Here is a 23999-nt window from a genome sequence, read left to right as displayed (position 1 = left end):
CGGCGCGGCATGCTGTTCGGGCTGCTCGGATACGTTTCCAGGTATGGGACGTCGCTCGCTCGCCATGCTCGCCGCGCTGATCCTCGGCACGGTGTGCGCCGCGCCAGCCGGGGCGGACGGGTCGGGTCAGTCCTACGGGACCAAAGCCATCGCCGACTACTTCCCCGGCGGGCTCCCGCCCGCGCCCGGCGGCTATCGGCTGGTCTTCGTGGAGACGCTCACCAGGCACGGCGCGCGGGGGCTCTCCTCGGCCAAGTACGACGACCTCACCATCAAGATGGTCGAGTCCGCCCGCAGCCGGGGCCAGCTCACGCCTGCGGGGGAGCAGCTCGGCGTGACCGCCCAGCGGATCGCGGCGGCGAACGTGGCGAACGGGTACGGCAATCTCACCGAAGCGGGCCGTCGGCAGATGCGTGACTTGGCTTCGCGCACGGCGGCCCGGGACCGCGAGGCGCTGCGCGGCCCGGTCGCGCTCCAGAGCTCCGGCGAGCCGCGCGCCACCGCAAGCGCGCAGGCGTTCGGAGCGGCTCTCGCGGCGGCGGTCCCCGAGGCCTCCGTCGGCGAGCCCGAGGTCCGGACAGACCTCCTGTACTTCCACAACACAGACGCCGCGTACAAGAGCTACGTCAAAACGGACCCCGATGTCGCTGCCGCCGTGAAGCAAGTCGACGAAGCCCCTGCGGCCCAGGCGGCGGCGCGCTCGATCCTCCTCCGAGCATTCGCGGAGCCTTTCGTGGACGCCCTCGCGGACGGGTCGTCGACCTTCGTCTCCTCGGACGGGAAGACGACGGTGCGCGGCGTGGTCGACGCCGCGAACATGATCTACAACCTCTACGCGATCTCCCCGGCGATGGCCGTCGAGGGCCCCTTCGACCTTTCGTCCGTCGTGCGGCCGCCGGACGCGGGGGCCTTCGGCTTCGTCTCGGACGGCGAAGACTTCATCCAGAAGGGGCCGTCCTTGGCAGGCCGCGACGCGACCTTCGCGATGGCGCGTCCGCTGCTCGTGGACTTCCTCCGGCAGGCACGGGAGGGCACGGGCTCCTTGTTCCGGTTCAGCCACGCCGAGGAGGTTATTCCCTTCCTCGCGCTCTTGCGCGTTCCCGGCTCCGACCGGCAACTGCCTCTCGGGCAGCAGTTCAGCTACGCGGCGACGGGATGGTACGGGTTCGAGCAGTCGCCGCTCGGCGCGAGCGTGGAGTGGCAGGTGTTCCGCGACGGCGCGGGCGGCGCGCAGGTGCGGATGCTCCTCGACGGCAAGCCGACGAGATACGGGCCGTCCTGCGTCCCCGCGACCGGCTTCTTCTACGCGTTGAGCGAGCTGGAGCGCTGCTACTCCTGAGCCAGGGTGCCTCGGTACCCCCGGTCGGGGTCGAACCGACACTTGGCGGATTTTAAGTCCGCTGCCTCTGCCATTGGGCTACGGGGGCTGGTGGTCTGATCCTAGCGCCGGCCCGAGCCCGTGCCTCGCAGCGCTCAGCAGCTGCGCAGCAGGCGGGCTTTTCGTGGTGTCCATCAAGACAGTGGGATGTCGAGGTGGAGTCCTCGCAGGTCCCGTTGCCATCTGCTGTGGGCGCGCTGTGTTCCGTTCCGCAGCGCAGGAGACCGAGAACACGGCGGCGGGCCCCTGGAAACTCGCGATCCTCGTCAAGACGCAGACAAGCTGTCTCCTTGCCGCCGGAAACATTGGCAAGACAAGCGGTCCTCCGGCCAGCGAAAACTGGTGTTTTGTCGGACGCTCCGCCGTTCAAGGCACGTTGAGCCATGCGGTGAGCGCGTGGCCGCCGGGGTCGACGGCGAACAGGTCGATGTCGGTGTCGTCGTGCGTGACAGCGCTGACCGGGGCCCGGTCGGGAAAGTGGACTCCGCCGATCTCATTCCATCCCTCCCAGCCTGCGGCGCCGTTGCGCCACCACGCCGAGTAGAGGCCGCCGTCGGTTCCCACGCCGAACAGGTCCAGGTTGGTGCCGCGTGCCACTGCGGCGATCGGGGTCAACTGCGCGAAGAGGCCTGAGCCGACGGGCTGCCAGTCCTGCCAGCCCGACCCTGTGCGCCACCCGGCGGAGTACACGGCCGAGTCGGCGCTGTCCATTCCGACGGCGAACAGGTCGACGGCGGCGCCGCGCACCGCAGCAGCAACCGGCGTCAGCTGCGCGAACACGCCGGAGCCGATCTGGCCCCAGTCATGCCAATTCCCGTTCCACCAGGCAGAGTAGACCCCGCCGTCCATCCCCACGGCGTACAGGTGGAGTTCGGCTTCTCGAACGACCGCTGTGATCGGTGTGCCTGCGGGGAATGTCCCGCTGCCGATGGGGGCCCAGCCGCCCCAGTTCGGGCCGCCGCGCCACCACGCCGACTGCACGTGCGAATCAGTCGCCACCGCGAAGAGATCCAGATCATCGTCGCGCGCCACGGCGCTCACCGGCGCTGCGGGCGGGAAGTGCCGGTGGCCGATGGGGGCCCAGCCGCCCCAGTCCGGCCCGCCGCGCCACCACGCCGAGTGCACGCGCCCATCGGGGGCCACCGCGTACAGATCGCGATCGGAGCCGCGGGCTACCGCCGAGATCGGCGTCAGTTGCGCGAACGCGCCCGATCCGGTGTTCGCCCAGTTCCCCCAGGCCGGGCCGCCTCGCCACCAACTCGTGTAGACGCCTCCGTCTAAGCCGACCGCGTACAGATCGAGATCTGAATCGTCGACCGCGACGCCGACGGGAGTCTGCGGGGCGAACACGCCGGAGCGGATCCGGGCCCAGCCGGCCCAGGGATTGACGAAGTCGCATCGCGCGCTCGTCGGCCCCGGCAGCGAAGCCTTCGCAATGATGCGGTGGTTGTCGTCGAACATGTTGGTCGTCTTGCCTGCTCCGGCGCCGATCGACTGTCCGGCGTGGGTGCCCGAGTCCGCCATGTCGAACACCAAGGTCCCGAAGTCGGCAAGTTGTGTCAGGCTCGGGTTGACGACCGGGCCGGACAGAGGCCGCTCGACGATCCACTCCGCCGAGTCGGCGAGCCACCTCGCCCCGCCGGGCTTGCCAATGGTCAACGACGTGGCCGTGGAGCTTGTGCGATTGACGAACAGCACCGAAGCCGATGTCGAAGCCGCGCCGCCGGGATTGACGATCACGGTGATCGCGTCGCCCTCGTTGATGGTCAGGTTGGAGATGGTGACCGGCTGTGCGGGAATCCATTCCACCCACGCGAACAGCTCGATGGGGCTGCCGTCGCCGCTGTCGACTGATCCGGTCCAGCTCGTTGATGCGATCCCCGACTGGCACAAGTCGGAGTTCGGGTGAAAGCCGCCGATGCCCACCCAGCTGGCGCAGTGATAGGTCTGGTCGTCGGTCGGCACGCCCACATGCGGCACCACCCACTCGCCGAACACCCAGTCGAACGAATCGCCGCGCGGCGGCTCCACGATCGCGCCGCACCATGCGGCGTTGTCCGTGAACCTCAGCGTCGAATCCCGGCCCGCGAATCCCTCCGCATGGCAAGCAACTCTGGCGGTCACAACCGTCAGATCTCTCCCCAGCCCTGCGAGCAGCTGCTCGTAGCGTTCCCGCTGCTGTGGCTGCGCGGGGCGACGCGGGAACCCGTACCGCATCAATTCCTGGTCCGACGCGGCAGCGGGGTCGAAACCGCTCGGCGGAACGCCGAATGTGGTGATCCGCGGCAACTCTCGCACGTTCATCCGTACCACCTCAGATAGCAACAACTAGCCGGAACTTCGCCGATGTACCCGCGCACAACCCCTCCGGTGTGAACTGTACCACAATTTTGGCCCAATCGTAGGCCGCTGTTGATTGGGAACGCTCTCGCCGAACCCGTCGTCTTGCCCGTACTCTTGACTGGTGCCACGACGGAAGCCGAACGCAGCGCCGGGCGGCAAGAAAGGCCGTTCCGCGGATCCGCGATCGGACGCGCCGTTGCCGAGCTTCCGAACCTTTGCCACCGAGGCGGGCCCGGACGGGGACGAGGAGTACACCGTGGTCTCGGTCCCCGGGATGAAGGCGACGAAGCCGTACCGCTGCCCCGGGTGCGACCACGAGATCCGGGTGGGCGAGCCGCATGTGGTCGCGTGGCCCGCGTTCGACGCGTCGGCGGGGGAGCGCAGGCATTGGCATCGCAGCTGCTGGCAGGCAAGGGGCCGGAGGGGCCCTGTTCGCCGTTGGTGAACAGGGCTGCGGTCGGAGCCGCCCCTTGCTATTGTTGCACTCATGCAAAGTTTCAACAGTGAAGAAAAAGCTGCGGGCGACCGGGTCGAGTGGATCAAGGAGCAGTTCGCGGAGTACCAATTCGTGGCGGACTTCGCCCAGGCGCTGAAGAAGCCGTATGTGGAAGGGCTGGAGAACCTCCCCGAGGACGGGCGGTTCTTGCTGGTCGCCAATCACGTGATCTCCGGCTCGGACGTCCCGTTGATCCAGTACGAGGTGTCCCGGCGGATCGGGAAGCAGGTCCGAGGGCTCGCCCACCGCTTCTTCGGCCAGATGCCCGGGTTCTTCGGCGACCTGTTCCAGGCGATGGGCGGCGTGGTGGGCAGCCCGGAGAACGCCGCCGCGCTCATGGCGGCGAACGAGCCCATCCTCGTGTTCCCCGGCGGCGCGCCGGAGGTGGGCCGGGGCAAGGACGAGCTGCACCAGCTCCGATGGGGCGACCGCAAGGGGTTCGCCAGGATCGCGGTCCAGCACAACTATCCCATCATCCCGACGACGCTGGTCGGAGCCGATTTCGAATATCAAGTCCTGGACAGGGCAGATGGCGTGTTGGGCAAGGCGGTCAAAGCCGCGATCAAGTCCTTCTCCGGCGAGGAGCCCGAGCTCCCGCCGGTCAAACGCGGCGTCGCGGGCACGTCCTTCCGCTATCCGCAACGGATGTACCTGCGGTTCTCGCCGCCGATCGAGACGGCGAAGCCCGCCAAGGTCTCGGTCGAGAAGTGGGTGGACTCGGTCCGTGACGCGACGAGGGCGGCCATCGAGTCCAGCTTCGAGGACTTGCTGGCCGTGCGGCGGCGCGACCCGTTCCGTCATCTCGCGCCATGGGCCAGGAGCCGGGCGATCGTCGCGGCATGACTGCCGCCGGGCCCGCCGCGGAGGGGCTGCGGCAGCGGAAAGCGCGGCAAACCTGGACGGCGATCAACCGCGCGGCCAGGCGGCTCGCCTTGGAGCGCTCGGTGGACGACATCTCGGTCCAGGAGATCGCCGAGCGGGCAGACGTCTCCGTGCGGACGGTGTTCAACTACTTCCCGTCCAAAGAGGACGCCGTGCTCGGCGTCCGCGACCTCCCGCCGCCCCCTGTCTCGGTGGCGCGGTTCCTCGCCGCGCCGGGCCCGCTGCTCGACGACGTGGTGGCGCTGGCTTTCGACTCGTTGCGGGAGAACTGGGGCGGCTTCACGGAAACCGCCTCCGCCGCCGCCGAGCTTGGCGAGCTGCTGGAGAAGAACGCCAAGCTCGTCCAGCGGATCGCAAAAGCAGGAGAGCGGTTCGAGGGCCAGATCGTCGAAGTCGTGCTGCGCCGGGTGGACGACCGCCTCCAGGCCAAAGTCGCCGTCGCCGTCGCGGGCAGGCTGTGCGGGCTGGCCGTCGAGCAATGGGTGCGCGGCGGCGCGGGCCCGGGCGGGCGGGAGACGCTCGAGGAGATCGTCGCGGCGTTCCGCCGCAGTCTGTGACCGTCTGCGGGCGCCTCGTCGCGGCGGCGTAGGCTGGAACTCGAATTTCGACACGTCCGCGTACTCGCGAGAAAGGCGACAGCCATGTCTCACTCAGTGATCGTCGGCGGGGCTCGCACCCCGTTCGGGCGACTGCTCGGCAACCTCAAGGCGCTCTCCGCGCCGCAGCTCGGCGCTGCTGCGATCGCAGGGGCGCTGGAGCGCAGCGGCGCTCCCGCCGACGCGGTGGAGCTCGTCATCATGGGCCAGGTGCTCACGGCGGGCTCGGGGCAGCTGCCCGCGAGGCAGGCCGCGATCGCGGCAGGACTGCCCTGGTCGGTCCCGGCCATCTCCACGAACAAGGTCTGCCTCTCCGGCCTGGACGCGGTCGCGACCGCCGACGTGCTGATCCGCGCGGGCGAGAACGAGGTCGTCGTCGCGGGCGGCCAGGAGTCGATGACCCAGGCCCCGCACCTGCTGCCGGGCAGCCGCGCCGGGTTCAAGTTCGGCGATGTGCCGCTGGTGGACCACATGCAGTACGACGGGCTCACCGACGTGTTCAGCAAGCTCTCCATGGGCGCGTTCACCGACCAGGTGAACACCGAGCCCCCGGCGGGGCGTTGGCAGAAGGTCAGCCGCGAGGACCAGGACGCGTTCTCGGCCGCCTCGCACCAGCGGGCCGCGAAGGCGTGGAAGGACGGGCTCTTCGAGCGCGAGGTCGTCCCGGTCCAGGTCCCCGGCCGCAAGGAGCCGGTTGTCGTGGCCGAGGACGAGGGCGTGCGCCCCGACGCGACGGCGGAGAGCCTCGGCGCGCTGCGCCCGGCCTTCGACAAAAGCGGGGCCATCACGGCGGGCAACTCTTCGCCGCTCTCCGACGGCGCCGCCGCGCTGGTGGTGACGAGCGAGGCCAAGGCCGCCGCGCTCGGCCTCAAGCCGCTGGCGAAGATCCTCGCCCACGCCTCGGTGGCGGGCCCGGACTCGACGCTGCAGCTGCAGCCCTCCGACGCTATCGCGAAGGCGTGCGCGAAGGCAGGGATCGCCCCGACGGAGCTCGACCTCGTGGAGATCAACGAGGCGTTCGCCGCAGTCGGCATCTCCTCGGCCCGCGCGTTGGGCCTTGACTCCGAGCGGATCAACGTCAACGGCGGGGCTATCGCGCTCGGCCACCCGCTTGGCGCCTCCGGCGCCCGTATCCTCTTGCATCTCGCGCTGGAGCTGTCCCGTCGCGGCGGCGGCGTCGGCGCGGCGGCGCTCTGCGGCGGCGGTGGCCAAGGCGTCGCGCTGATCATCCAGGTGTAGCCAGACTCCAGGTGTAGCCAGACGCGGTGTGGCGACCTGGAAACGCGGAAGCCCGCGTGACGAGCCCCTCGGCTTCGTCACGCGGGCTTCCCGCGCTCTGGCGTCGTGGTGGTTACGCGGCGGCGGAGCGGACGTCCGCGCCGAACAGGGCCCGCCAGCCCTGGCCGTAGCGGGTGGTCACCGGCTGCCACGGCTCGATCGGGGCGAGGCCGAGCTGCTCGCGCAGGATGCTCTGCGCCGCTTCGGGGCCTGCCTCGTCCGACTCCAGCAGCAAGTCGGCTTCGAGCGCGGTCTGGTTCTCGCGCAAGCTCCGCCGCGTGTCGTAGAGGGCGATCCAAAACCCCTCGTTGTCCTGGTGGATGACTGCTTGGTAGAAACCGGAGTTCATGAAATGCGCCATAACGAAATCATAACGACTCGGTCTCGTTCCCGCTAGACCCAAAATCTTGGTATGCGCGATCGCACAGCCTGCTCCATATGGGCTTGCGGTCACATCATGCTCCGAGATTCGCCCGGCGCCAGAAATTCGACAGAGGCGCAGCGTGAGGCACAATGGTCCGGTGCCGACCAATGAGCCTTTGATCTTGCTGCCCGCCGTCGACGTGGTGGACGGCCAAGCCGTGCGCCTGACCCGTGGCGAAGCCGGGAGCGAGACCTCCTACGGCGACCCCTTCGAGGCCGCGCTGGCCTGGCAGGAGGCAGGGGCCTCGTGGATCCATCTCGTGGACCTCGACGCGGCGTTCGGACGGGGCAGCAATCGCGAGCTGCTGGCCGAGATCATCGGGAAGCTGGACGTGAACGTGGAGCTCTCCGGCGGATTGCGCGACGACGAGTCGCTGCGCGCCGCGCTCGCCACCGGCTGCGCCAGGGTCAACCTCGGCACCGCGGCGGTGGAGAACCCGGAGTGGACGGCCAAAGCCATCGCCGAGCACGGCGAGAAGATCGCCATCGCGCTGGACGTGCTGCACGACGAGAACACCGGCTGGCGGCTGCGCGGGCGGGGCTGGGTCTCCGACTCGGGCGACCTCTGGCAGACCCTCGCGCGCCTCGACTCGCAGGGCTGCGCCCGGTACGTGGTCACCGACGTGAGCAAGGACGGCACCCTCGCGGGCCCGAACCTCGCCCTGCTCGGCGAGGTCGCCGACGCGACCGAGGCGAAAGTCATCGCCTCGGGCGGCGTGTCGAGCGTCGCGGACCTCGCCGCAATCGCCGGGCTCATCCCGCGCGGTGTGGAGGGGGCCATCGTCGGCAAGGCCCTCTACGCGGGGAGCTTCACCCTGCGCGAAGCGCTCGCGGCGGTCTCATGGCCTTAGCACTGTGTTCGATGGTGGCTCGACTTGATGAGCTGCGGTTTTCACGCGGAGGTTCTGTCTCATGACGCTCGCCACGCGAGTCATCCCCTGCCTGGACGTCGACAAGGGCCGGGTGGTCAAGGGCGTCAACTTCGTCAACCTTCGCGACGCGGGCGACCCGGTCGAGCTGGCCGAGGCCTACGACGCGGCGGGGGCCGACGAGCTGTGCTTCCTGGACATCACCGCGTCCAGCGACGGCAGGCAGACCACGCTGGAGATGGTCCGGCGCACCGCTGAGCGGGTGTTCATCCCCCTGACCGTTGGCGGCGGCGTGCGCGACGTCGCGAGCGCGGACGCGCTCCTTCGCGCGGGGGCGGACAAAGTCAGCGTCAACTCGGCGGCTGTGGCGCGGCCGGAGCTCTTGGGCGAGCTTGCCTCGCGGTGGGGCGCGCAGTGCGTGGTCCTCGCGATCGACGCCCGGCGGGCGGAGGACGCGGAAGGGTTCGCGAGCGGCTTCGAAGTCACCACGCACGGCGGGCGCAAGAGGACCGGGATCGACGCGGTGGCCTGGGCGAAAGAGGCCGTCGAGCGCGGCGCGGGCGAGATCTTGCTGACCTCCATGGACCGCGACGGCGCGAAGACCGGCTTCGACCTCGCGATGATCGGGGCCGTCCGGGCGGTCGCCACCGTGCCGGTGATCGCCTCCGGCGGAGCGGGCGCGCCCGAGCATTTCGCCCCGGCCATCCGGGCGGGCGCGGACGCGGTGCTCGCCGCGAGCGTCTTCCACTTCGGGGAGCTCACCATCGCCCAGGTGAAGGCCGCGATGGCGGCAGAGGGGGTCGTGGTCCGATGACCGAGCCCGCTCCGACGCTCGACCCGGCCATCGCCGCGCGGCTCAAGCGCAACGCGGACGGGCTGGTCGCGGCCGTGGTCCAGCAGCAGGGGACGGGGGAGGTGCTCATGATGGCCTGGATGGACGACGAGGCCCTCGCCCGCACGCTCGCCACCCGGCAGGGCACCTACTTCTCCCGCTCGCGGGGGCGGCTTTGGGTGAAAGGGGAGACCTCCGGCCACACGCAAGCGGTGGTCGAGGTCCGCTTGGACTGCGACGGCGACACGATCCTGCTGGTGGTGGACCAGACCGGCCCCGCATGCCACACCGGGACGCGCACCTGTTTCGACGAGGCGGTCCTCCTGGAAGCGCAAGTGTGAGGCGGCTCTCTCCCGCCGGGGCAGTGTGCGAAGATAGCAAGATGAGCAAGACCGTCCTCCGGATGCTGGCCCCGATGCGCCTGGGGGCTCTGGCCCTCGGCGCCCTGTTGCCGCTGGGCTTGGCCCCGCTCGCCCTGGCGGACGACGGCGATGACGACGACAACGGCGCAGGCGGCCCCGCGACTCCGCCGTATTGGAACAACGCGGGCCCCGTCGACTCGGACGACCCGGTGGTCATCTATTCCGACCAGCCGACCGTCGCGGTGGAGTACGAAGTCACCGGCACCTCCCGCTCGGCGGACGTCCAGTTCGTCGGCGAAGGCGGGATGCGCAGGCTCCAAGGGTTCGTGCTCCCGTTCCGCCGCAAGGCCGTGGCCTGGCCGCCGGTGCAGTTCATGCCGTTGTTCGCGACGATTCCGGAGACCAACGACTGGCTCATCTCCCCGAACGGCGAGAATCGGAGGCCGGGCGACAGGAGCCAGGTCGGCGGGTCGGCCACCTGCCGGATCTGGGTCTCGGGGAAGCTCGTCCAGGAGCGCACCGCCAGCGGGGTCAACCACACGGCGCGCTGCGCGGTGACGATCCGCTTCTTCGAATAAGCACTGTTTCGAGTAGCGCCGCTTCGAATAAGCACTCAGGAAATCGCTGGTTTTCTCTGATAGGGTGCCGGCATGCCTATGAACGCTCGTCGTGCTCAAGCGCTGGGCGCGCTCGCTGTCTTCAGCGCGTGCGCGATCGGTTTGGGCTTGGGCCAAGGGGGCTCGTCGTTGGTGCGCGAGGCCGCCGCGGCCCCGACCACTCCTTCGATCCCGCCGCCTCCGCCCGGCGGGGGCGGGACGATGCCGTCCACGTACGTCGCGCCGACCACCGGGATCGTCGACACCGCCGTGCCGAGCTCGGCGAAAGTCTCGTACCAGGTGGTGAGCGATTTCCCCGGCGTGGCCACGGCGAACGTCAACTACACCGAGGACGGCAAGATCACCGGGTTCGCCCCGGTCGCGCTGCCGTGGACGAGGCCGGTGGCAGTGGCCCCGCCGCTGTCCATCGTGACGGTGTACGCGACGCTCCCCGCGACCGGAGCCGTCGACCCGGAGAGCGGCGAGGCCCAGCCGATAGCCCCGGAGGCGAGCATCAGCTGCCGAGTGCTGGTCAACGGCGTCGTGGTCAAAGAAGATGTCGCGCACGGGCCGAAAGCGACCGCGACCTGCTCGGTGAGCGTGAGCGTCGACGACACCTTGCCCGCCGCGCCTGCGCCCTCCGGCGTTCCTGGAGCTCCCGCCGCGCCAGCGGCTCCTGGAGTTCCTGGCGCGCCAGCGGCTCCCGGCGCTCCAGCGGCCCCGGCTCCCGCCGCGCCACCCGCACCCGTCGCCTCGGGCGAGCCGCAGGTCACCACTTTGCCCCCCGCGCCAGCCGCGCCTGCGCCGGTGCAATGAGCACAGCGCGATAAGCACAGCAAACATAGCGCGATAAGCGCAGCGCGGCGAGCCTTCGCCCGTCAAGGCGGGGCTGACGTGCGGAGATCGTTTGCGACGCGATATGCTTGGGACGTATAAGCCCCTTTTGTAAAGGCATATTGATGTTGAATGACGACCTCGCTTGGTTCATCACGCTCGCCGAGACCGAGCATATGACCGAAGCCGCGAGGCTGCACAATATGTCGCAGCCCGCCCTGTCCCGCGCGCTGGACCGGCTTGAGCGCAGGCTCGGCACGCGGCTTTTCGACCGGCACGGCAAACGGCTGGCGCTGAACCAACGGGGCCGAGTGCTCTACACCCACGCTCGGCGGGCGGTCGCCGAAATGGACGCCGCAGTCCGCAAAATCGAGGACATGGTCGCCGCCCCCAGCCTCGTCCGGCTCGGCTTCTTGCACTCCTTCGGCATGTGGCTGGTGCCGAAATTGGTCAGCGGATACCGGGAGGAGCATCCTTCGGTCAATTTCGAGCTGACCCAGGACGCCGCGGACAAAGTGTGCAAACAGATCGTGGACGAAGAGCTGGACCTCGGCATCGTCGCGCCGCGCCCCAACGACCCGAGGCTCGCCTGGCAGCCGCTTTTGCGGCAGAAGCTCTGCCTGGCGGTCCCCGCTGGCCACCGATTGGCCGAGCGGGACAGCGTGAGCCTGGTCGACGCGTCCCGAGAGCCGTTCGTGCTGATGACGCAGGGCCACGGCATGCGGAGGCTGGTCGAGGAGCTGGCGGCCGCCGCAGGGTTCCAGCCGAAGATCTCCTTCGAGTCCACGGAGCTCTGGACGATCCGCGGCTTGGTGGCCTCCGGGCTCGGCGTGGCGCTCATCCCGCTCGAGGACGAGGAGGCCAGCGGCCCGCAGGCGGGCAACGTCGTGGTGCTGCCGTTGGAGGACGCGGGCGCGGAGCGCGAGGTCGGCCTGGTGTTCAAGTCCGGCATGGCGTCGTCCGGGCTCGTGCAGGACTTCAAGCAGTACTCCCTCCAGTGGGCCTTCGGCCGCCGTTCTCGGATCTGACCGGGCGGCCTCCGGCGTTCTCGGCTTCTCGCGCACGGGGATCGTTCCTCGCTTTCTCCCGCAAGCGGGAGGCGCCCCCGTCGCCGCCTGCGGCCTTGGGTCCCATCTCGCTCAGTTCAAAATATCGGGTCTGACCAGGCGATCCAATTATCATGAACGCACGTTCCGGAAAAGTGCTATGCTGGTGCCATCAACGGCACGACAAGTCGAAAGGCATCAGCGATGACGACACCGAACACCACATGGACCCGTTCCGAGGGCGACAGCTGGGACATTGTCAGCAGCGTCGGCTTCACCGCGCTCGGCGTCGCGGCGATGCGCGCGCTCGAGACCAAGCGCGCCGACCGGCTGGTCCGCGACGACTTCGCCGAGCACTTCGTCCGCGAAGCCGCCGAGCCGAGCCTCGTGCAGCTGGTCGAGAATCCGGAGGCCGCCGAGCAGGGGGCGTTCGGGCCGCCCCGGCACATGGGGGTCCGGTCGAAGTTCTTCGACGACTTCTTCCTGTCCGCCGCGTCGGCGGGCGCGAAGCAGGCGGTCATCCTCGCGGCCGGGCTCGACGTCCGCGCGCACCGGCTGGACTGGCCGCAGGGCGAGGTCGTCTTCGAGGTGGACCAGCCGCAGGTGCTCGCGTTCAAAGACAAGGTGCTGGCCGGGCTCGGCGCGGTCCCGAAGTCCGACCGCCGCGAGGTCGCGGCGGACCTGCGCGACGACTGGCCCGCCGCGCTCAAAGCGGCAGGGTTCGACCCGTCCGTCCCGACCGCGTGGTCGGCGGAAGGCCTGCTGCCGTATTTGCCGGGCGCCGCGCAGGACCTGCTGTTCCAGCGGATCGTGGAGCTTTCCGCGCCGGGCAGCCAGATCGCGGTCGAGGCGTTCCGGGGCGCGTTCGACCCGTCGGCCTTCCGCCAGATCGAGGAGAAATACGACCCGGAGGGCAGCAGCCCCTTCGCCAAGGCCGACATCTCCGGGCTCTTCTACAACGACGAGCGCGCGGACCCGATCGACTGGCTCGGCGAGCGCGGGTGGGCCGTGCGCGATTCGAGCCCGATCGAGCTCTCGGCCCAGTACGGGCTGGAAATCCCCGAGCTGCCCGAGGAGCTGCGCGAGATCAGCGAGAAGATGCGCTACTTCGTCGCCGGCCTGCCGCGCTGAACGTAGCTCGGTTCGGTCACAGCTCGGCCACGGCGGCTTGTCATGGCCGAGCTGGCGGCCCGGCCCGTGGTCTGCTCTGCCTATGACCCTTGATCGACGTTCTGTGCTGCGCGGCGCTGCGGGCTTGGGCGTGGTTTCGGCGGTCGGGCTCGCCGCCCCGCAGGCTCGTGCCGCAGGCGGCACGCTGCTGGACTTCGCGGGCGGCGTCCCCAGCCCCGAGGCCATCCGGGCCGCAGGCGCGATCGGCACGATCCGGTACGTGAGCGACCCCCGCACGCCGGGCCTTCGGGCGAAGCCGCTCACCAGGGAACAGGTCCAGGCCTCGAAATCGGCGGGCCTCGTGGTCGTCTCCTGCTACCAGTACGGCAAGACCGAGACCGCCGACTGGCGCGGCGGGCAATCGGCGGGGGTCAAGCACGCGCAACGAGGGGTGACATTGCACCTCGCTGCGGGCGGGCCCGCCGGGGCCCCGATCTACGCGGCCATCGACGACAACCCGTCGGACGCGGAGCTCCAAGGGCCGATCCTCGCCTACCTGCGCGGCTGGCAGCAGGTTGTCGGGCCGAACGCGCTCGGCGTGTACTGCAACCCCCGGACCATTGACTTCTGCATGCGCTCCGGGGTCGGGAAGTGGTTCTGGCAGCACGACTACGGCAACCCCGGCTACGGCACGCACCCGGCAGCGCATCTGCACCAGCGCGCCGCGTCGATGCAGCCGCAGCCCGTGGTCGACGGGATCCAGTGCGATGTGAACGACATCATCAAGCCGTCCTTCGGCTCCTGGTGAGACCTACCCCTTCGTGGTGAACAGGGGCTTGCCCTCGGGGTGGAGCAGCGCCGCCTCGAGCGTTTCGAGCGTCGGGGCGAGATAGTGGGACAGGGCGACGAGGCACTGCTCGTCGCCTCGGGCGACGACTGCGCCGGACGGGTCGACGAGCCCGTTCTCGATCCGGTACCCGGCTGCGGGCCGCGCGGGCGCGGCCAGCTCGGGAAGGCCCGTCTTCTTCCTGATCGCCCCGGCGAGGAAACCCCAGAAATAGCGCTCAACGGCTTCGAGGTCGCGGGCCTCGAACATAGCCTGCCGCGTGTCGCCGCTCGCGACGTCGAACCAGTCGTCGTCCCTGGCGTGGAGCAGGTAGCTGGTCACGGTCCGCCCCTCCGCGTCCTCTTGCCAGATGGCGCAGTTGCCCGCGTCGTCGAACGCGCCCTCGTCGTCGAACCGGCTCGTCACCCAGCCCGCGCGGGCGGTCCAAGCGAGGAATTTCTCAGAAAGACAGGCTCCGTCCATCACCATCTCCGTCCATAACCATCTTGTATCGGGCTCTAGGGAACTCCCAGGAGGGTCTGATATGAATAGCCTATGACCCTGTCGAGAAGGAATGTGTTGCGGGGGATCGGCGGCGCGGCGTTGGCGGCCGGGATCGCCCAGACGGCCACTGCGTGGGCCGACCCGGACGACGACAACGACAACGACGACGCGCCCGCGCCGAAGAAACGGGCGCCGAGCCGGATCGACCCCGGCCTTGGCACCATGCTCGACTACTCTGCGGGAGTCCCCTCGCCCGCCGCGATCACCGCGGCTGGGCATAAGGGCGCGATGTGCTACGTCTCGGACCAGGCGCGCGGCGAGGAGTGGATGAAAGCGAAGCCGCTGAGCCGGGCCGCCGCCGACGCCATGCGCGCCCAGGGCCTGCTCATCGCCTCGGTGTGGCAATGGGGCGGCGAGAAGACCGCCGACTGGCGGCGCGGCCGCGACGCGGGAGTCAAAGCGGCCCGGCGCGCGATCGCGCTGCACCAGGCGGCGGGCGGCCCGGACCACGCCGCCATCTACACCTGCATCGACGACAACCCGCCGATCGAGGTGTGGGACGACTGCATCGCCGACTACCTGGCGGGCTTCGAGGAAGTGATCGGCCACGAGCGCCTCGGCGTGTTCTGCAGCCCGCCGGTCATCGACTGGTGTCTCGGCTCGGGGCTCGGCGCGTATTTCTGGCAGCACGACTGGGGCAACGACTCGTTGGCCGTGCATCCTGCCGCCCACCTGCACCAATACCCCGGCGACAAGAGGTTCGTGCAGTACATCGACGGCGTGCAGTGCGACGTGAGCAGTATTCTGAAGCCGGATTTCGGCCACTGGTGACGTCTCCGGCGCCGGAGACGAAGATTGCCCCAGTGCTGGAGAGTGTTTTGGCTCTCTAGCCAAATTCGGTCGATTCTGCTAGAAATGTCTCTGTCAGATCTCGAATTGATAACAGTCGCTCGGCGGCGAATGGGGAACAACGATGGCGCTCACCCGAAGAGACGTCCTGCGCGGCATGAGCGCCGCGCCTGTGCTGGGCCTTGGCGCGCTCGCGGCCCCTGCCCGCGCCGACCAAGAGTCGGACAACGGGGAGAACGGCTACTGGGGCCTCGGCACGCTGGTGGACTTCTCGGCCCGAGTGCCGGACCCGGTGGCGATCAAGGAGGCCGGGCACCTCGGGGCGGTCCGGTACGTCAGCGAGCGCAGGCCCACCGAGTCGTGGATGCTCGCCAAGCCGGTGACCGCCGACGAAGTGTCGGGGATGAAGGAGCACGGTCTCACCGTGACTTCCGTCTACCAGTGGGGGAAGAGCCAGAGCGCGGACTGGCGCGGCGGCTACGACGGCGGTGTCGACGCGGCCCGTCGCGGCGTCGAACTGCACCTCGCGGCGAGCGGGCCGGTGGACGGCGTGATCTACGCGGCGATCGACGACGACCCGGACCGGGACACCTTCGACTCGCTCATCACCCCGTACCTGACGGGCTGGCGGGACTCGGTCGGCAACGACCGCCTCGGCGTGTACTGCAACCCGAAGACCATCGACTGGTGCGTGGCCGCCGGGCTCGGCAAGTACTTCTGGCAGCACGACTGGGGGAACCCCTCGGGCGCGGAGCACGCGGCGGCGAATCTGCACCAGTTGCCGAACTCCAAGGGAAACCTGCGGGTCATCGACGACGTGCAGTGCGATGTGAGCGTCGTCTTGAAGGCGGACTACGGCCAATGGCGCTCCACCGGCGCGAAGCGCGCCGAAGCGGAAGAGGCCGCCGAGAACTGAGCTCTCGCGTTGCTCTGCGAGCTGCTCGTCGCGACAGTCCGCGTCCGTTATGCTCATGACCGGACAACTTCCGACCATGAGAGGTGGCGCGAGTGACGCGAAGCATTCGAGACATTGGACTACTGCTGGCGCGACTCGGCTTCGCTTTCGCGCTGCTCCCGCACGGCTGGTCCAAACTGCACGGAAGCGGCTTCTCCGCCGTGGCGGACCATTTCGCCTCGAACGGCATCCCTTTCCCCGAGGTCTCTGCGGGCGTGGCGATCGCGGGGGAGTTCGGCGGCTCGATCCTGCTCGCCCTCGGCCTGCTGACCCCGCTCGCGGGCCTGGTCGCCGCGGTCGCGATGTTCGGAGCGGTGCTCACCGCTCCCGGCCACTTCTTCAAGGGCGGCATCGCTCATTCCGACCAGGGCATTGTCAGCCTGTTCGACGAGAAGTGGGTCGGCTCCCCGGCCTTTGTCTTCGGTGTCGCGGCGCTCGCGCTGGCGGTTTCCGGGCCGGGCCGGTTCAGCTTGGACAAGGCGTTCTTCGGCCGCTCGGAGTGGTTCGGCGCCCGCGAGGCCTGAGCTGCTTCACTGGCTGAGCTGGCTCACTGGAAGAGGCGCAGGAGCGCTCGGCGGTCCACCTTGCCGATCCCGGATCGGGGCAGCTCTGCCACGATCCGCAGCGCCCGAGGCGCGGCGTGCGCGTCGACGAGGCGTGTGACATGGTCGCGGAGCTCCGCCAGTGTCGGCGGTTCGCCGTTGGCGACCACGACAGCGGCGACTTGCTCCCCGAGGGCGCGGTCGGGCGCCCCGACGACGGCGCAATCCAGAACCCGAGGATGCTGGAGCAGCGCGTCCACGACAACTTCGGGGGCGATGGTGAGGCCTCCGGTGGAGATGCCGCCGTCCAACCGTCCGAGCACGCTCAGCTCTCCGTTCTCGAACCGGCCGGCGTCTGAGGTGGCGAACCAGCCGCGCCGGGCGAAGGCAGGGTGCTCCGGCATGCCCCGGTAGCCGCTCGCGAGCATCGGCCCGGCGAGGGAGACACGCTGCTCCGCGTCGGTCTCGACCCGCACGCCGTCGAGGGGCCTGCGGTCGTAGACGCATCCGCCGCAGGTCTCGCTCATGCCGTAGGTGGCGATCACGCGGATCCCGGCCGCCTCCGCCTCGGCCCTGGCTTCGGGGGCCAGTCTGCCGCCGCCGACGAGCACCGCGTCCAGCTCGGCCAGCGCTTCCCGCGCCGAAGGCGCGGCGAGCGCTTTGACGAGTTGGTTCGGCACGAGCGAGGTGTAGCGCTTGCCCGCGCCGGGGGCACGGCCCATCGCGGCGACCGCGTCGGGCAGCTGCGCCGGGTCGAAGCCGTTGGACACGTCCAGCACCGTCGGCTCGCCGCCGCCGAGCACGGAACGGACGAGCACCATGAGCCCGGCGATATGCCAGGCGGGCAGGGCGAGGAGCCAGGAGCCCTGGCCGCCGAGGCGGGCATGGGTCGCGGCTGCGCTGGCGGCGAGGGCGGCGGCGGAGAGGAGCGCGCCTTTCGGCTCCGACGTGCTGCCGGACGTGGCGAGCACGAACGCGGCGCCCGCCTCGACAGGCTCGCCCTCCCCGAGCGAGGCGCACAGCGCGGCGGCTTGGCGTTGGTCGGATTCCGGAACTGGCAGCCAGGCCTCGGCGCCTGTGCCGCAGACGGCCTCGTCGACCAGCGGGAGGAGATCGAGCACGCGCTGCCCGTCGGGGACGGCGAGCGCGCGCAACGCGGGCTCAGGCACCGGCGTTGCCGCTGTCCTCGTCTTCCCACGCGAGATCGCCGAGATGGCTGCGCACCCGCTCCACATCTTCCCGACGGGGCAGTTCATTGGTGATTTTCGTGATCAGCACACCGATGTCGATGCTGGACGGCAAGCTGCCGTTCTCGCCCAGTGTCTCCGCGAGCTTGCGGATCTCCCCCTCGGAGAGCTTCCGGGGCAACAGGGCGAAGAGCGGCACGAAATCCTGCTCCGGGATGGGCCCGGTGGGGTACCCGGCGCGCAGCCACTTCACAATCGCCTGCCACGGCGGGGGAAGCGGCATGGACGGATCCTCTTTCAGTCGCTGGTGCGGGACGTTTTCGAGCCTACAGGCTTGTGGGACTTAATTCTAGGAGAAGAATCAGTTCCAGAACGTCACGTCGAGGCCGAAGTGCGCTTTGAGCACCTTCTCCATGATCACCGCGATGCCGAAGAGGACGGCGAGCGCGACCAGGGCGAAGGAAGCCCAGCCAGCGGCTTGCCGGAGCGGGTTGCGGGTGATGGCCACCGCTCCGCCGTTCTCGGGCTGGTCGCTGTAGAGGCTGGCGACCCCGAAGGAGAAAAGCGCGGGAAGGCCTGCGCCGAGGACCAAGCCGACGACGAGGACGGTGCCGAGCGCCTTGGCGGTTTTCAACCATTCTGCGAGTGACATCAGTGCTCAGTTCCTCTCAGTCCGGCCGAGACCGGTGCCTTGTCGTCGTCGGCCGCAGCTCCCTCAAGGGAGTGCGTGGTGGCGGAATGGCCGGTCTCTGGCGTGTCGAGGACATCCGTCGCCTCGTCCCAGTCGGCGTTGACGTTGTTCGAGTCGACCTTGTGCTTGCGGGCGCGCAGCCACATCGCGCCGCATGCGGCGAGCAGAATCGCGAAGATGGCCAGCGCGCCGGGAAGCGGCGGCAAGAGGCTGGCGACGAGGAAGCATCCCGCGCCGACAACCGCTGCGGCGGGCAGGGTGATGATCCAGGCGAGCACCATCCGCCCGGCGACGCCCCAGCGGACCTCGGCTCCTTTCCTGCCGATCCCGGTGCCGAGGATGGACCCGGTGGCGACATGCGTGGTGGACAGCGCCATGCCCGCGTAGCTGGAGCTCAAGATGATGGCGGCGGAGGAGGACTCGGCGGCCATGCCCTGCGGGGACGAGATCTCGACGAGGCCCTTGCCGAGGGTGCGGATCACCCGCCACCCGCCGATGTAGGTGCCGAGGGCAATGGCGAGGGCGCAGGAGAGCTTCACCCAGAAGGGGACCTCCGGCTTCCCGCCATGGGCGTCGACCTCGTGGGCTGCGACCAGGGCGAGGGTGATGATGCCCATGGTCTTTTGCGCGTCGCCGGTGCCGTGGGCGAGGGAGACCAGGGAGGCGGAGCCGATCTGCCCGTACCGGAAGCCGCGCTCTTTCGCGGCTTCCGCGACGCGGGACGTGAGGGCGTACACGAGCCAGGTTCCGGCTGCGGCGACGATCGCGGCGACGATCGGGGCGCAGACCGCCGGGATGACGACCGAGGTCACCACGCCCTTCCAGATCACCTTCTCGAAGCCGAGCCCGGCGATGGTGGCTCCGATGAGCCCGCCGAACAGGGCGTGCGAGGAGCTGGAGGGGAGGCCGAGGAGCCAGGTGAGGACGTTCCAGAGGATGGCGCCGATCAATCCCGCGAAGACCACGATGAGCACGGTCTGTCCGTCGATGCCGGGAAGCGGCAGCCCCTTCTTGTCCTGGAAGCCGACCACCTTCGTGGCCACCGTCAGCGCGACCTCGACCGAGAGGAAGGCTCCGACCAAGTTCAGGACGGCGGAGAGGGCGACTGCGACCTTCGGCTTGAGCGCTCCGGTGGCGATGGAGGTGGCCATCGCGTTGCCGGTGTCATGGAATCCGTTGGTGAAATCGAAGCCAAGGGCGGTGACGATGACCAGCGCTAAGACGATCAGCTCAGTGTTCACACTTGCATTGTGCTGGGCCGGTCCAAGGATGTCTAGTCCGGGGTCGAGGGTTGGCGCCCAAGCTTCCGGCAAGACAGACGGTGTTCACGAGAAGTTCAGAAAGCTCTTGCGCGGAACCCGGTGCTTTCGGACGAGAACACGGTCTCTCGTGCGCGATCACGGCTGCGGCAGCGTATGCCCGGCCCTGCGTTGCGGATGGTCCTCCGGCACATGCGCCAGGATCAAGAGCGTCCCCTGCGGGTCCCGGATCCGCAACTCGTGCAGGCCCCACGGCTCCTGCTTCGCCTCGCGCTCGATCGCGACTCCGCCCGCGCGCAGGTCTCTTTCGGCGGCGTACACGTCGCGGACCTGGAGGAAGACCGCCGCAGACGTGTTCGGCCCGGCCACGCCGCCGTCGGCGCGGTCCACAGCGCCGTGGCCCGCGATCTCGATCAAACCGCCGCCCGCGAAGAACACGGTGCCGCCGGGGTACTCCCGGAAGATCGCGAGTCCGAGCACGTCCCGGTAGAACCGCAGGGACGCGGCGTAGTCGGCGGGGTACAAGATGAACCTGCTGGCCAAGATCTCCATACGTGCAGCCTAACGCTCAGGCTTGTGCGCGACCGCTCAAGCGGGCTTGAGCACGTCCACGCCCAAGAATCCGCGCAGCGCTTCTGGCACGAGGACGCTGCCGTCCGGCTGCTGGAACTGCTCGAGGATCGCGATCACCGTGCGCCCGATCGGCAGCGCCGAGCCGTTGAGCGTCGCGGGCCAGATCCGCTCGCCGTCCTTGCCCTTCACCCGCAGCCCGTTCCGACGGCTTTGGAAGTCGGCGCAGCTCGACACGCTGGAGATCTCCCGGTACGTCTGCTGGCTCGGGATCCACGCCTCGATGTCGAAGGTCCGCTCGGCGGTGAAGCCCAAGTCTCCCGCGGGCAGGTCGATCACCCGGTAGTGCAGGCCCAGCTCCTTGAGGCAGCGCTCCGCGTGGCCGAGCATGAGCTCCTGCTGCGCGGCGGCCTCCTCTGGCGGCACGATCCGCACCAGCTCGACCTTGCTGAACTGGTGCTGGCGCAGGATGCCCTTGGTGTCCTTGCCGTAGGAGCCCGCTTCCGAGCGGAAGCAGTTCGAATGCGAGGTCACGGCGATGGGCAGCTGGTCGGCTCCGAGGAACTCGCCCGCGTAGTAGTTCACCAGCGGCACTTCCGCCGTGGGGATCAAGTACCGGCGGTGTTCTGTCTCTGCTTCCCCGGAGACGCGGAACAGGTCGCCTTCGAACTTGGGCAGCTGGCCCGAGCCGGTGAGCGTCTCGGCGGAGACGATGAGCGGCACCGAGAACTCCTCGTAGCCCTGCTCCTTGGTGTGCAGGTCGAGGAAGAACGCGGCGAGCGCCCGTTCGAGGCGCGCGCCGAGCCCTTTGAGCACCGAGAATCGCGGCCCGGACAGCTTCGTCGCCCGGCCGAGGTCGAGGATCCCGAGTTTCTCGCCGAGCGTGACGTGGTCTTTCGGCCCATCCGGGTAGTCGGCGGGGTCGAACGCCGGGGGCTCGCCGACCACCCTCACGACCTGGTAGTCGGATTCGTCCAGTCCTTCGGGCGCGGCTTCCGAGGGCAGGTTCGGGATGACCAGCAGCTCCTCGCGCAGCGTTGCCTCGAGCGCGTCGAGCTCGGCCTCGGCCTGCCGGACCTGCTCTTTCACCGCCCGCGCATGCTCGGCGTGGGCCTGCTTGTCGACCGCGTCCTTGCCTGCCTTGCCGAGGGCGCGGACTTCCGCGCGCAGCTCGTCGGCCTGCCTGCGCAGGGTTTTCCGCTGGTCGCGGAGGGAGCCCAGTCCCGCGATGTCGAGCTGGTAGCCGCGTCGGGCCAGCTTCGCGGCGGCTTCCGGGGTCAGGAGGACGTCGAGGTCGTGCATGGGATGAGAGCCTACTGTGCGGACGCGGAGCGGCCCAACTGCATTTCCTTCAGGCCTGATCAGCCGGACCCAGACCCGACCCGGCGGGCCCGCGCCTGATCTGGCAGGCTCTATGGACTATGAATCCGTCCACATTGCAAGCTCGGGTGCTGGTCGACGAGTTCCTCCGGGGGGGAGTCCGCGACGCGGTGCTCTGCCCGGGCTCGCGCAACGCCCCGCTGTCCTTCGCCCTGCACGCCGCCGAGCGGGCGGGGCGGGTGCGGCTGCATGTGCGGATCGACGAGCGCTCCGCCGGTTTCCTCGCCGTCGGGCTCGCTGCGGCTTCCGGGGCCCCGGTCATCGTGGTGATGACCTCGGGGACGGCGGTGGCCAACCTCGGGCCCGCCGTCTGCGAGGCCAACTACGCGCGGGTGCCGCTCATCGTGCTCAGCGCCAACCAGCCCTACGAGGTGCTCGGCTCCGGGGTGAACCAAGTGATCGAACAGCTCGGGCTCTTCGGCGCCCAGGTGCGCGAGTCGGTCTCGGCGGGGCTCGCGGAGCCGTCCGCGCGCTCCGGCAGCCAATGGCGGGCGCGGGTGGTCCGGGCGGTTTCGGCGGCGACGGGCGCGCGCAGCGGGGACGCCGGGCCGGTGCAGTTCGACGTCCCGTTCCGGGAGCCGCTCGTCCCCGAGACGGCGGAGGAGGACCTTGAGTCCTACCGGGGCGGGGCGTTCGCGGGCAGGCCGGGCGGCGGTCCGTGGACAGAGGTCCCCGCAGGCGGCTTCGAGATCCCGACCGAGATCGACTTGTCGGTGGACACCGTGGTCGTCGCGGGCCATGGCGCGGGGCCGCACCCCGAGCTCGCCGCGCTCCCGACCGTGGCCGAGCCGACCGCGCCCGTTCCGGAGAACGCGCTGCACCCGTTCGCGATCCCGCACGTCGGGGCCAAGCAGGCGATCATCTGCGGGCGCCCAACGCTGCACCGGCAGGTGGCCTCGCTCCTCTCGGACCCAGGCGTCCAGGTCTACGCGCTGACCACCGGTCCGCGCTGGCCGGACGTCGCGGGCAATGTCGCGGGCGCCGGCACCCGCGCCGTTGTGCTCGGCGAGCCCTCGCCCGCATGGCTGGAGCGGTGCGCCCGCGCGCAGGCGGCGGCCACCGCATCGGTCGGCCGGGCCCTCGCGGGCGTCGGCTCCGCGACCGGCCTGCATGTGGCCCGTGCGGTGCTGGGCGCCTTGCGCCCGGGCGACCAGCTCGTGCTCGGAGCCTCCAACCCGGTCCGGGACGTGGCGATCGTCGGCCAGATCCCGTCTGGGGTCGCGGTGCGTTCGAACCGGGGGGTTTCCGGCATCGACGGCGTGGTCTCAACGGCGGTCGGCGCCGCGCTTTCCCACGCGGGCCGAACGTTCGCGCTGCTCGGCGATCTCACCTTCCTCCACGACATCTCGGGGCTCATGATCGGGCCGCACGAGCCGAGGCCTGCCGCGCTCACCATCGTCGTGGCGAACGACGACGGCGGCGGCATCTTCGAGTTGCTGGAGCAGGGCGCCCCGGAGTACCGGGCTGCGTCTTCGGGCGGGACGGGCGCGTTCGGGGACGCGTACGAGCGGATCTTCGGCACCCCGCACGGCAGGGACTTCGCCGCGCTGTGCGCCGGGCTCGGCGCGGCGTATGTCCGGGCCGGGCTCGACGAGCTGCCCGCAGTGCTCGCGGACGGGGCGGAGGGCCTGCGGGTGGTCGAGGTCCGGACGGACCGCGCCGCGCTCCGCGATCTGCACCGCGCTATGAAAGAGCTCGACGCCGAGGGGATCCGGTGAGCGGACGGACCGCCACGTGGGTGTGGCGGTGCGCCGTGGCTGTCGGGGTCTTGGTCACCGTCATGTGCGGACTGCTGCTCGCCGGAACGTGCCGGGACGACCGGAAGATCGACGCGGACCCGGCGATCGCGCGCGCGGAGGTGGTCTCCACGAACTCGAACCGAGTGGTCGTCCGGTACGCGGCTGCCGCGACTCCGAGCCTGCGCACGAACAGCTTGCTCTCGCCCGGCGGCCTGTTCGGCCTCATCACGACGGATGTGCCGCAGCCGGGGGAAGGCGTGATGGTGGAGTACTCGCGGTCGAATCCGGATCTCGTCCGTGTCGCGGATCGGGGGTTCGGCTGGTCCGCGCTTCGAGTCGCGTTGTTTTTGGCGGCGGTCTGGCTCGTGCTGGCGGGGCTCAGGCTGGTGCTCTGGTTCCTCGCGCGGAGGCGGGCCGCCGCAGCGACTGGGTAGGCGTGTGCGGTCGCCCGC

Annotated in this window: 27 protein-coding genes and 1 tRNA gene; 18 read left to right on the top strand and 10 right to left on the bottom strand. The window is 69.8% G+C overall.

Annotated features, from left to right (window positions below):
- Positions 1 to 43: 43 nt before the first annotated feature.
- The gene (locus tag ACRC20_RS15285; RefSeq protein WP_438687238.1) at positions 44 to 1339 is read left to right on the top strand and encodes a histidine-type phosphatase; all 1296 of its coding nucleotides are present in this window, start codon (positions 44 to 46) and stop codon (positions 1337 to 1339) included.
- 15 nt (positions 1340 to 1354) lie between these two features.
- On the opposite strand, the gene ACRC20_RS15280 is transcribed toward ACRC20_RS15285, so the two are convergent.
- Positions 1355 to 1427 (bottom strand) — tRNA-Leu (locus ACRC20_RS15280).
- Between the two features lie 317 nt (positions 1428 to 1744).
- Positions 1745 to 3682 (bottom strand): G1 family glutamic endopeptidase, encoded by a 1938-nt coding sequence (locus tag ACRC20_RS15275; RefSeq protein WP_438687237.1) that lies wholly within the window; start codon positions 3680 to 3682, stop codon positions 1745 to 1747.
- Between the two features lie 160 nt (positions 3683 to 3842).
- Between ACRC20_RS15275 and ACRC20_RS15270 the strand changes: the two genes are divergently transcribed.
- From ACRC20_RS15270 to ACRC20_RS15255, 4 genes are all read left to right on the top strand, one after another.
- The gene (locus ACRC20_RS15270) at positions 3843 to 4166 is read left to right on the top strand and encodes an ATP/GTP-binding protein (RefSeq protein WP_438687236.1); all 324 of its coding nucleotides are present in this window, start codon (positions 3843 to 3845) and stop codon (positions 4164 to 4166) included.
- 42 nt (positions 4167 to 4208) lie between these two features.
- A complete protein-coding gene (locus ACRC20_RS15265; RefSeq protein WP_438687235.1) occupies positions 4209 to 5060 on the top strand; it encodes a lysophospholipid acyltransferase family protein in 852 nt (283 codons plus the stop codon).
- Complete coding sequence (locus tag ACRC20_RS15260; RefSeq protein ID WP_438687234.1) at positions 5057 to 5656, top strand: TetR/AcrR family transcriptional regulator; 600 nt, start codon at positions 5057 to 5059, stop codon at positions 5654 to 5656. The genes ACRC20_RS15265 and ACRC20_RS15260 overlap by 4 nt, the downstream gene beginning before the upstream one ends.
- Before the next feature lie 84 nt (positions 5657 to 5740).
- On the top strand, positions 5741 to 6934 hold the full coding sequence (locus ACRC20_RS15255) for an acetyl-CoA C-acetyltransferase (protein ID WP_438687233.1): 1194 nt from the start codon (positions 5741 to 5743) through the stop codon (positions 6932 to 6934).
- A 112-nt stretch (positions 6935 to 7046) separates the two neighbouring features.
- Here ACRC20_RS15255 and ACRC20_RS15250 read toward each other — a convergent pair whose 3' ends face one another.
- On the bottom strand, positions 7047 to 7334 hold the full coding sequence (locus tag ACRC20_RS15250) for a hypothetical protein (protein WP_438687232.1): 288 nt from the start codon (positions 7332 to 7334) through the stop codon (positions 7047 to 7049).
- Between the two features lie 178 nt (positions 7335 to 7512).
- Between ACRC20_RS15250 and priA the strand changes: the two genes are divergently transcribed.
- The 8 genes from priA (at position 7513) to ACRC20_RS15210 (ending at position 13853) form a co-directional block, all read left to right on the top strand.
- Positions 7513 to 8247 (top strand): bifunctional 1-(5-phosphoribosyl)-5-((5-phosphoribosylamino)methylideneamino)imidazole-4-carboxamide isomerase/phosphoribosylanthranilate isomerase PriA, encoded by a 735-nt coding sequence (priA, locus tag ACRC20_RS15245; protein WP_438687431.1) that lies wholly within the window; start codon positions 7513 to 7515, stop codon positions 8245 to 8247.
- A 61-nt stretch (positions 8248 to 8308) separates the two neighbouring features.
- Positions 8309 to 9079 carry an imidazole glycerol phosphate synthase subunit HisF gene (gene hisF / locus ACRC20_RS15240; RefSeq protein ID WP_438687231.1) on the top strand — a complete coding sequence of 257 codons (771 nt, stop codon included), beginning with the start codon at positions 8309 to 8311 and terminating at the stop codon, positions 9077 to 9079.
- Positions 9076 to 9438 (top strand): phosphoribosyl-AMP cyclohydrolase, encoded by a 363-nt coding sequence (hisI, locus tag ACRC20_RS15235; RefSeq protein ID WP_438687230.1) that lies wholly within the window; start codon positions 9076 to 9078, stop codon positions 9436 to 9438. The genes hisF and hisI overlap by 4 nt, the downstream gene beginning before the upstream one ends.
- A gap of 41 nt (positions 9439 to 9479) precedes the next feature.
- Entirely contained in the window at positions 9480 to 10037 is a 558-nt protein-coding gene (locus tag ACRC20_RS15230) for a hypothetical protein (RefSeq protein ID WP_438687229.1), read from the top strand.
- A gap of 72 nt (positions 10038 to 10109) precedes the next feature.
- Complete coding sequence (locus ACRC20_RS15225; RefSeq protein WP_438687228.1) at positions 10110 to 10871, top strand: hypothetical protein; 762 nt, start codon at positions 10110 to 10112, stop codon at positions 10869 to 10871.
- 143 nt (positions 10872 to 11014) lie between these two features.
- Positions 11015 to 11917, top strand: a complete 903-nt coding sequence (locus ACRC20_RS15220) for a LysR family transcriptional regulator (protein ID WP_438687227.1) — start codon at positions 11015 to 11017, stop codon at positions 11915 to 11917.
- Positions 11918 to 12139: 222 nt separating this feature from the next.
- On the top strand, positions 12140 to 13066 hold the full coding sequence (locus tag ACRC20_RS15215) for a class I SAM-dependent methyltransferase (protein WP_438687226.1): 927 nt from the start codon (positions 12140 to 12142) through the stop codon (positions 13064 to 13066).
- A gap of 82 nt (positions 13067 to 13148) precedes the next feature.
- Complete coding sequence (locus ACRC20_RS15210) at positions 13149 to 13853, top strand: DUF1906 domain-containing protein (protein WP_438687225.1); 705 nt, start codon at positions 13149 to 13151, stop codon at positions 13851 to 13853.
- A 3-nt stretch (positions 13854 to 13856) separates the two neighbouring features.
- Here the strand turns inward: ACRC20_RS15210 and ACRC20_RS15205 are convergent, their stop codons facing one another.
- A complete protein-coding gene (locus tag ACRC20_RS15205; protein WP_438687224.1) occupies positions 13857 to 14354 on the bottom strand; it encodes an Imm61 family immunity protein in 498 nt (165 codons plus the stop codon).
- 72 nt (positions 14355 to 14426) lie between these two features.
- Between ACRC20_RS15205 and ACRC20_RS15200 the strand changes: the two genes are divergently transcribed.
- The 3 genes from ACRC20_RS15200 to ACRC20_RS15190 all read left to right on the top strand — a co-directional run bounded on the left by ACRC20_RS15200 (position 14427) and on the right by ACRC20_RS15190 (position 16703).
- Complete coding sequence (locus tag ACRC20_RS15200) at positions 14427 to 15206, top strand: DUF1906 domain-containing protein (protein WP_438687223.1); 780 nt, start codon at positions 14427 to 14429, stop codon at positions 15204 to 15206.
- 142 nt (positions 15207 to 15348) lie between these two features.
- On the top strand, positions 15349 to 16140 hold the full coding sequence (locus ACRC20_RS15195) for a DUF1906 domain-containing protein (protein ID WP_438687222.1): 792 nt from the start codon (positions 15349 to 15351) through the stop codon (positions 16138 to 16140).
- Positions 16141 to 16232: 92 nt separating this feature from the next.
- Complete coding sequence (locus tag ACRC20_RS15190; RefSeq protein WP_438687221.1) at positions 16233 to 16703, top strand: DoxX family protein; 471 nt, start codon at positions 16233 to 16235, stop codon at positions 16701 to 16703.
- 23 nt (positions 16704 to 16726) lie between these two features.
- Here ACRC20_RS15190 and menE read toward each other — a convergent pair whose 3' ends face one another.
- From menE to serS, 6 genes are all read right to left on the bottom strand, one after another.
- Positions 16727 to 17890 (bottom strand): o-succinylbenzoate--CoA ligase, encoded by a 1164-nt coding sequence (gene menE, locus ACRC20_RS15185; protein WP_438687220.1) that lies wholly within the window; start codon positions 17888 to 17890, stop codon positions 16727 to 16729.
- On the bottom strand, positions 17883 to 18191 hold the full coding sequence (locus tag ACRC20_RS15180) for a DUF3349 domain-containing protein (protein WP_438687219.1): 309 nt from the start codon (positions 18189 to 18191) through the stop codon (positions 17883 to 17885). The genes menE and ACRC20_RS15180 overlap by 8 nt, the downstream gene beginning before the upstream one ends.
- A gap of 78 nt (positions 18192 to 18269) precedes the next feature.
- Entirely contained in the window at positions 18270 to 18560 is a 291-nt protein-coding gene (locus ACRC20_RS15175; protein WP_438687218.1) for a hypothetical protein, read from the bottom strand.
- Complete coding sequence (locus tag ACRC20_RS15170) at positions 18560 to 19840, bottom strand: inorganic phosphate transporter (RefSeq protein WP_438687217.1); 1281 nt, start codon at positions 19838 to 19840, stop codon at positions 18560 to 18562. The genes ACRC20_RS15175 and ACRC20_RS15170 overlap by 1 nt, the downstream gene beginning before the upstream one ends.
- Positions 19841 to 19996: 156 nt before the next feature.
- Complete coding sequence (locus ACRC20_RS15165) at positions 19997 to 20410, bottom strand: VOC family protein (RefSeq protein ID WP_438687216.1); 414 nt, start codon at positions 20408 to 20410, stop codon at positions 19997 to 19999.
- A 36-nt stretch (positions 20411 to 20446) separates the two neighbouring features.
- Positions 20447 to 21730: a serine--tRNA ligase gene (gene serS / locus ACRC20_RS15160; RefSeq protein WP_438687215.1), complete on the bottom strand. Its 1284-nt coding sequence runs from the start codon at positions 21728 to 21730 to the stop codon at positions 20447 to 20449.
- 119 nt (positions 21731 to 21849) lie between these two features.
- On the opposite strand from serS, the gene menD reads away from it, so the two are divergent.
- Together menD and ACRC20_RS15150 are read left to right on the top strand one after the other, a co-directional pair.
- A complete protein-coding gene (gene menD, locus ACRC20_RS15155; protein ID WP_438687214.1) occupies positions 21850 to 23526 on the top strand; it encodes a 2-succinyl-5-enolpyruvyl-6-hydroxy-3-cyclohexene-1-carboxylic-acid synthase in 1677 nt (558 codons plus the stop codon).
- Complete coding sequence (locus ACRC20_RS15150; RefSeq protein ID WP_438687213.1) at positions 23523 to 23981, top strand: 5'-nucleotidase; 459 nt, start codon at positions 23523 to 23525, stop codon at positions 23979 to 23981. The genes menD and ACRC20_RS15150 overlap by 4 nt, the downstream gene beginning before the upstream one ends.
- Positions 23982 to 23999 lie beyond the last annotated feature (18 nt).

Origin of the sequence: Segniliparus sp. (assembly GCF_051660745.1) — a bacterium.
Lineage (GTDB): Bacteria > Actinomycetota > Actinomycetes > Mycobacteriales > Mycobacteriaceae > Segniliparus.
Note: the sequence above shows the minus strand (reverse complement) of the source record. Positions and strands in the feature narration are given on the sequence as shown.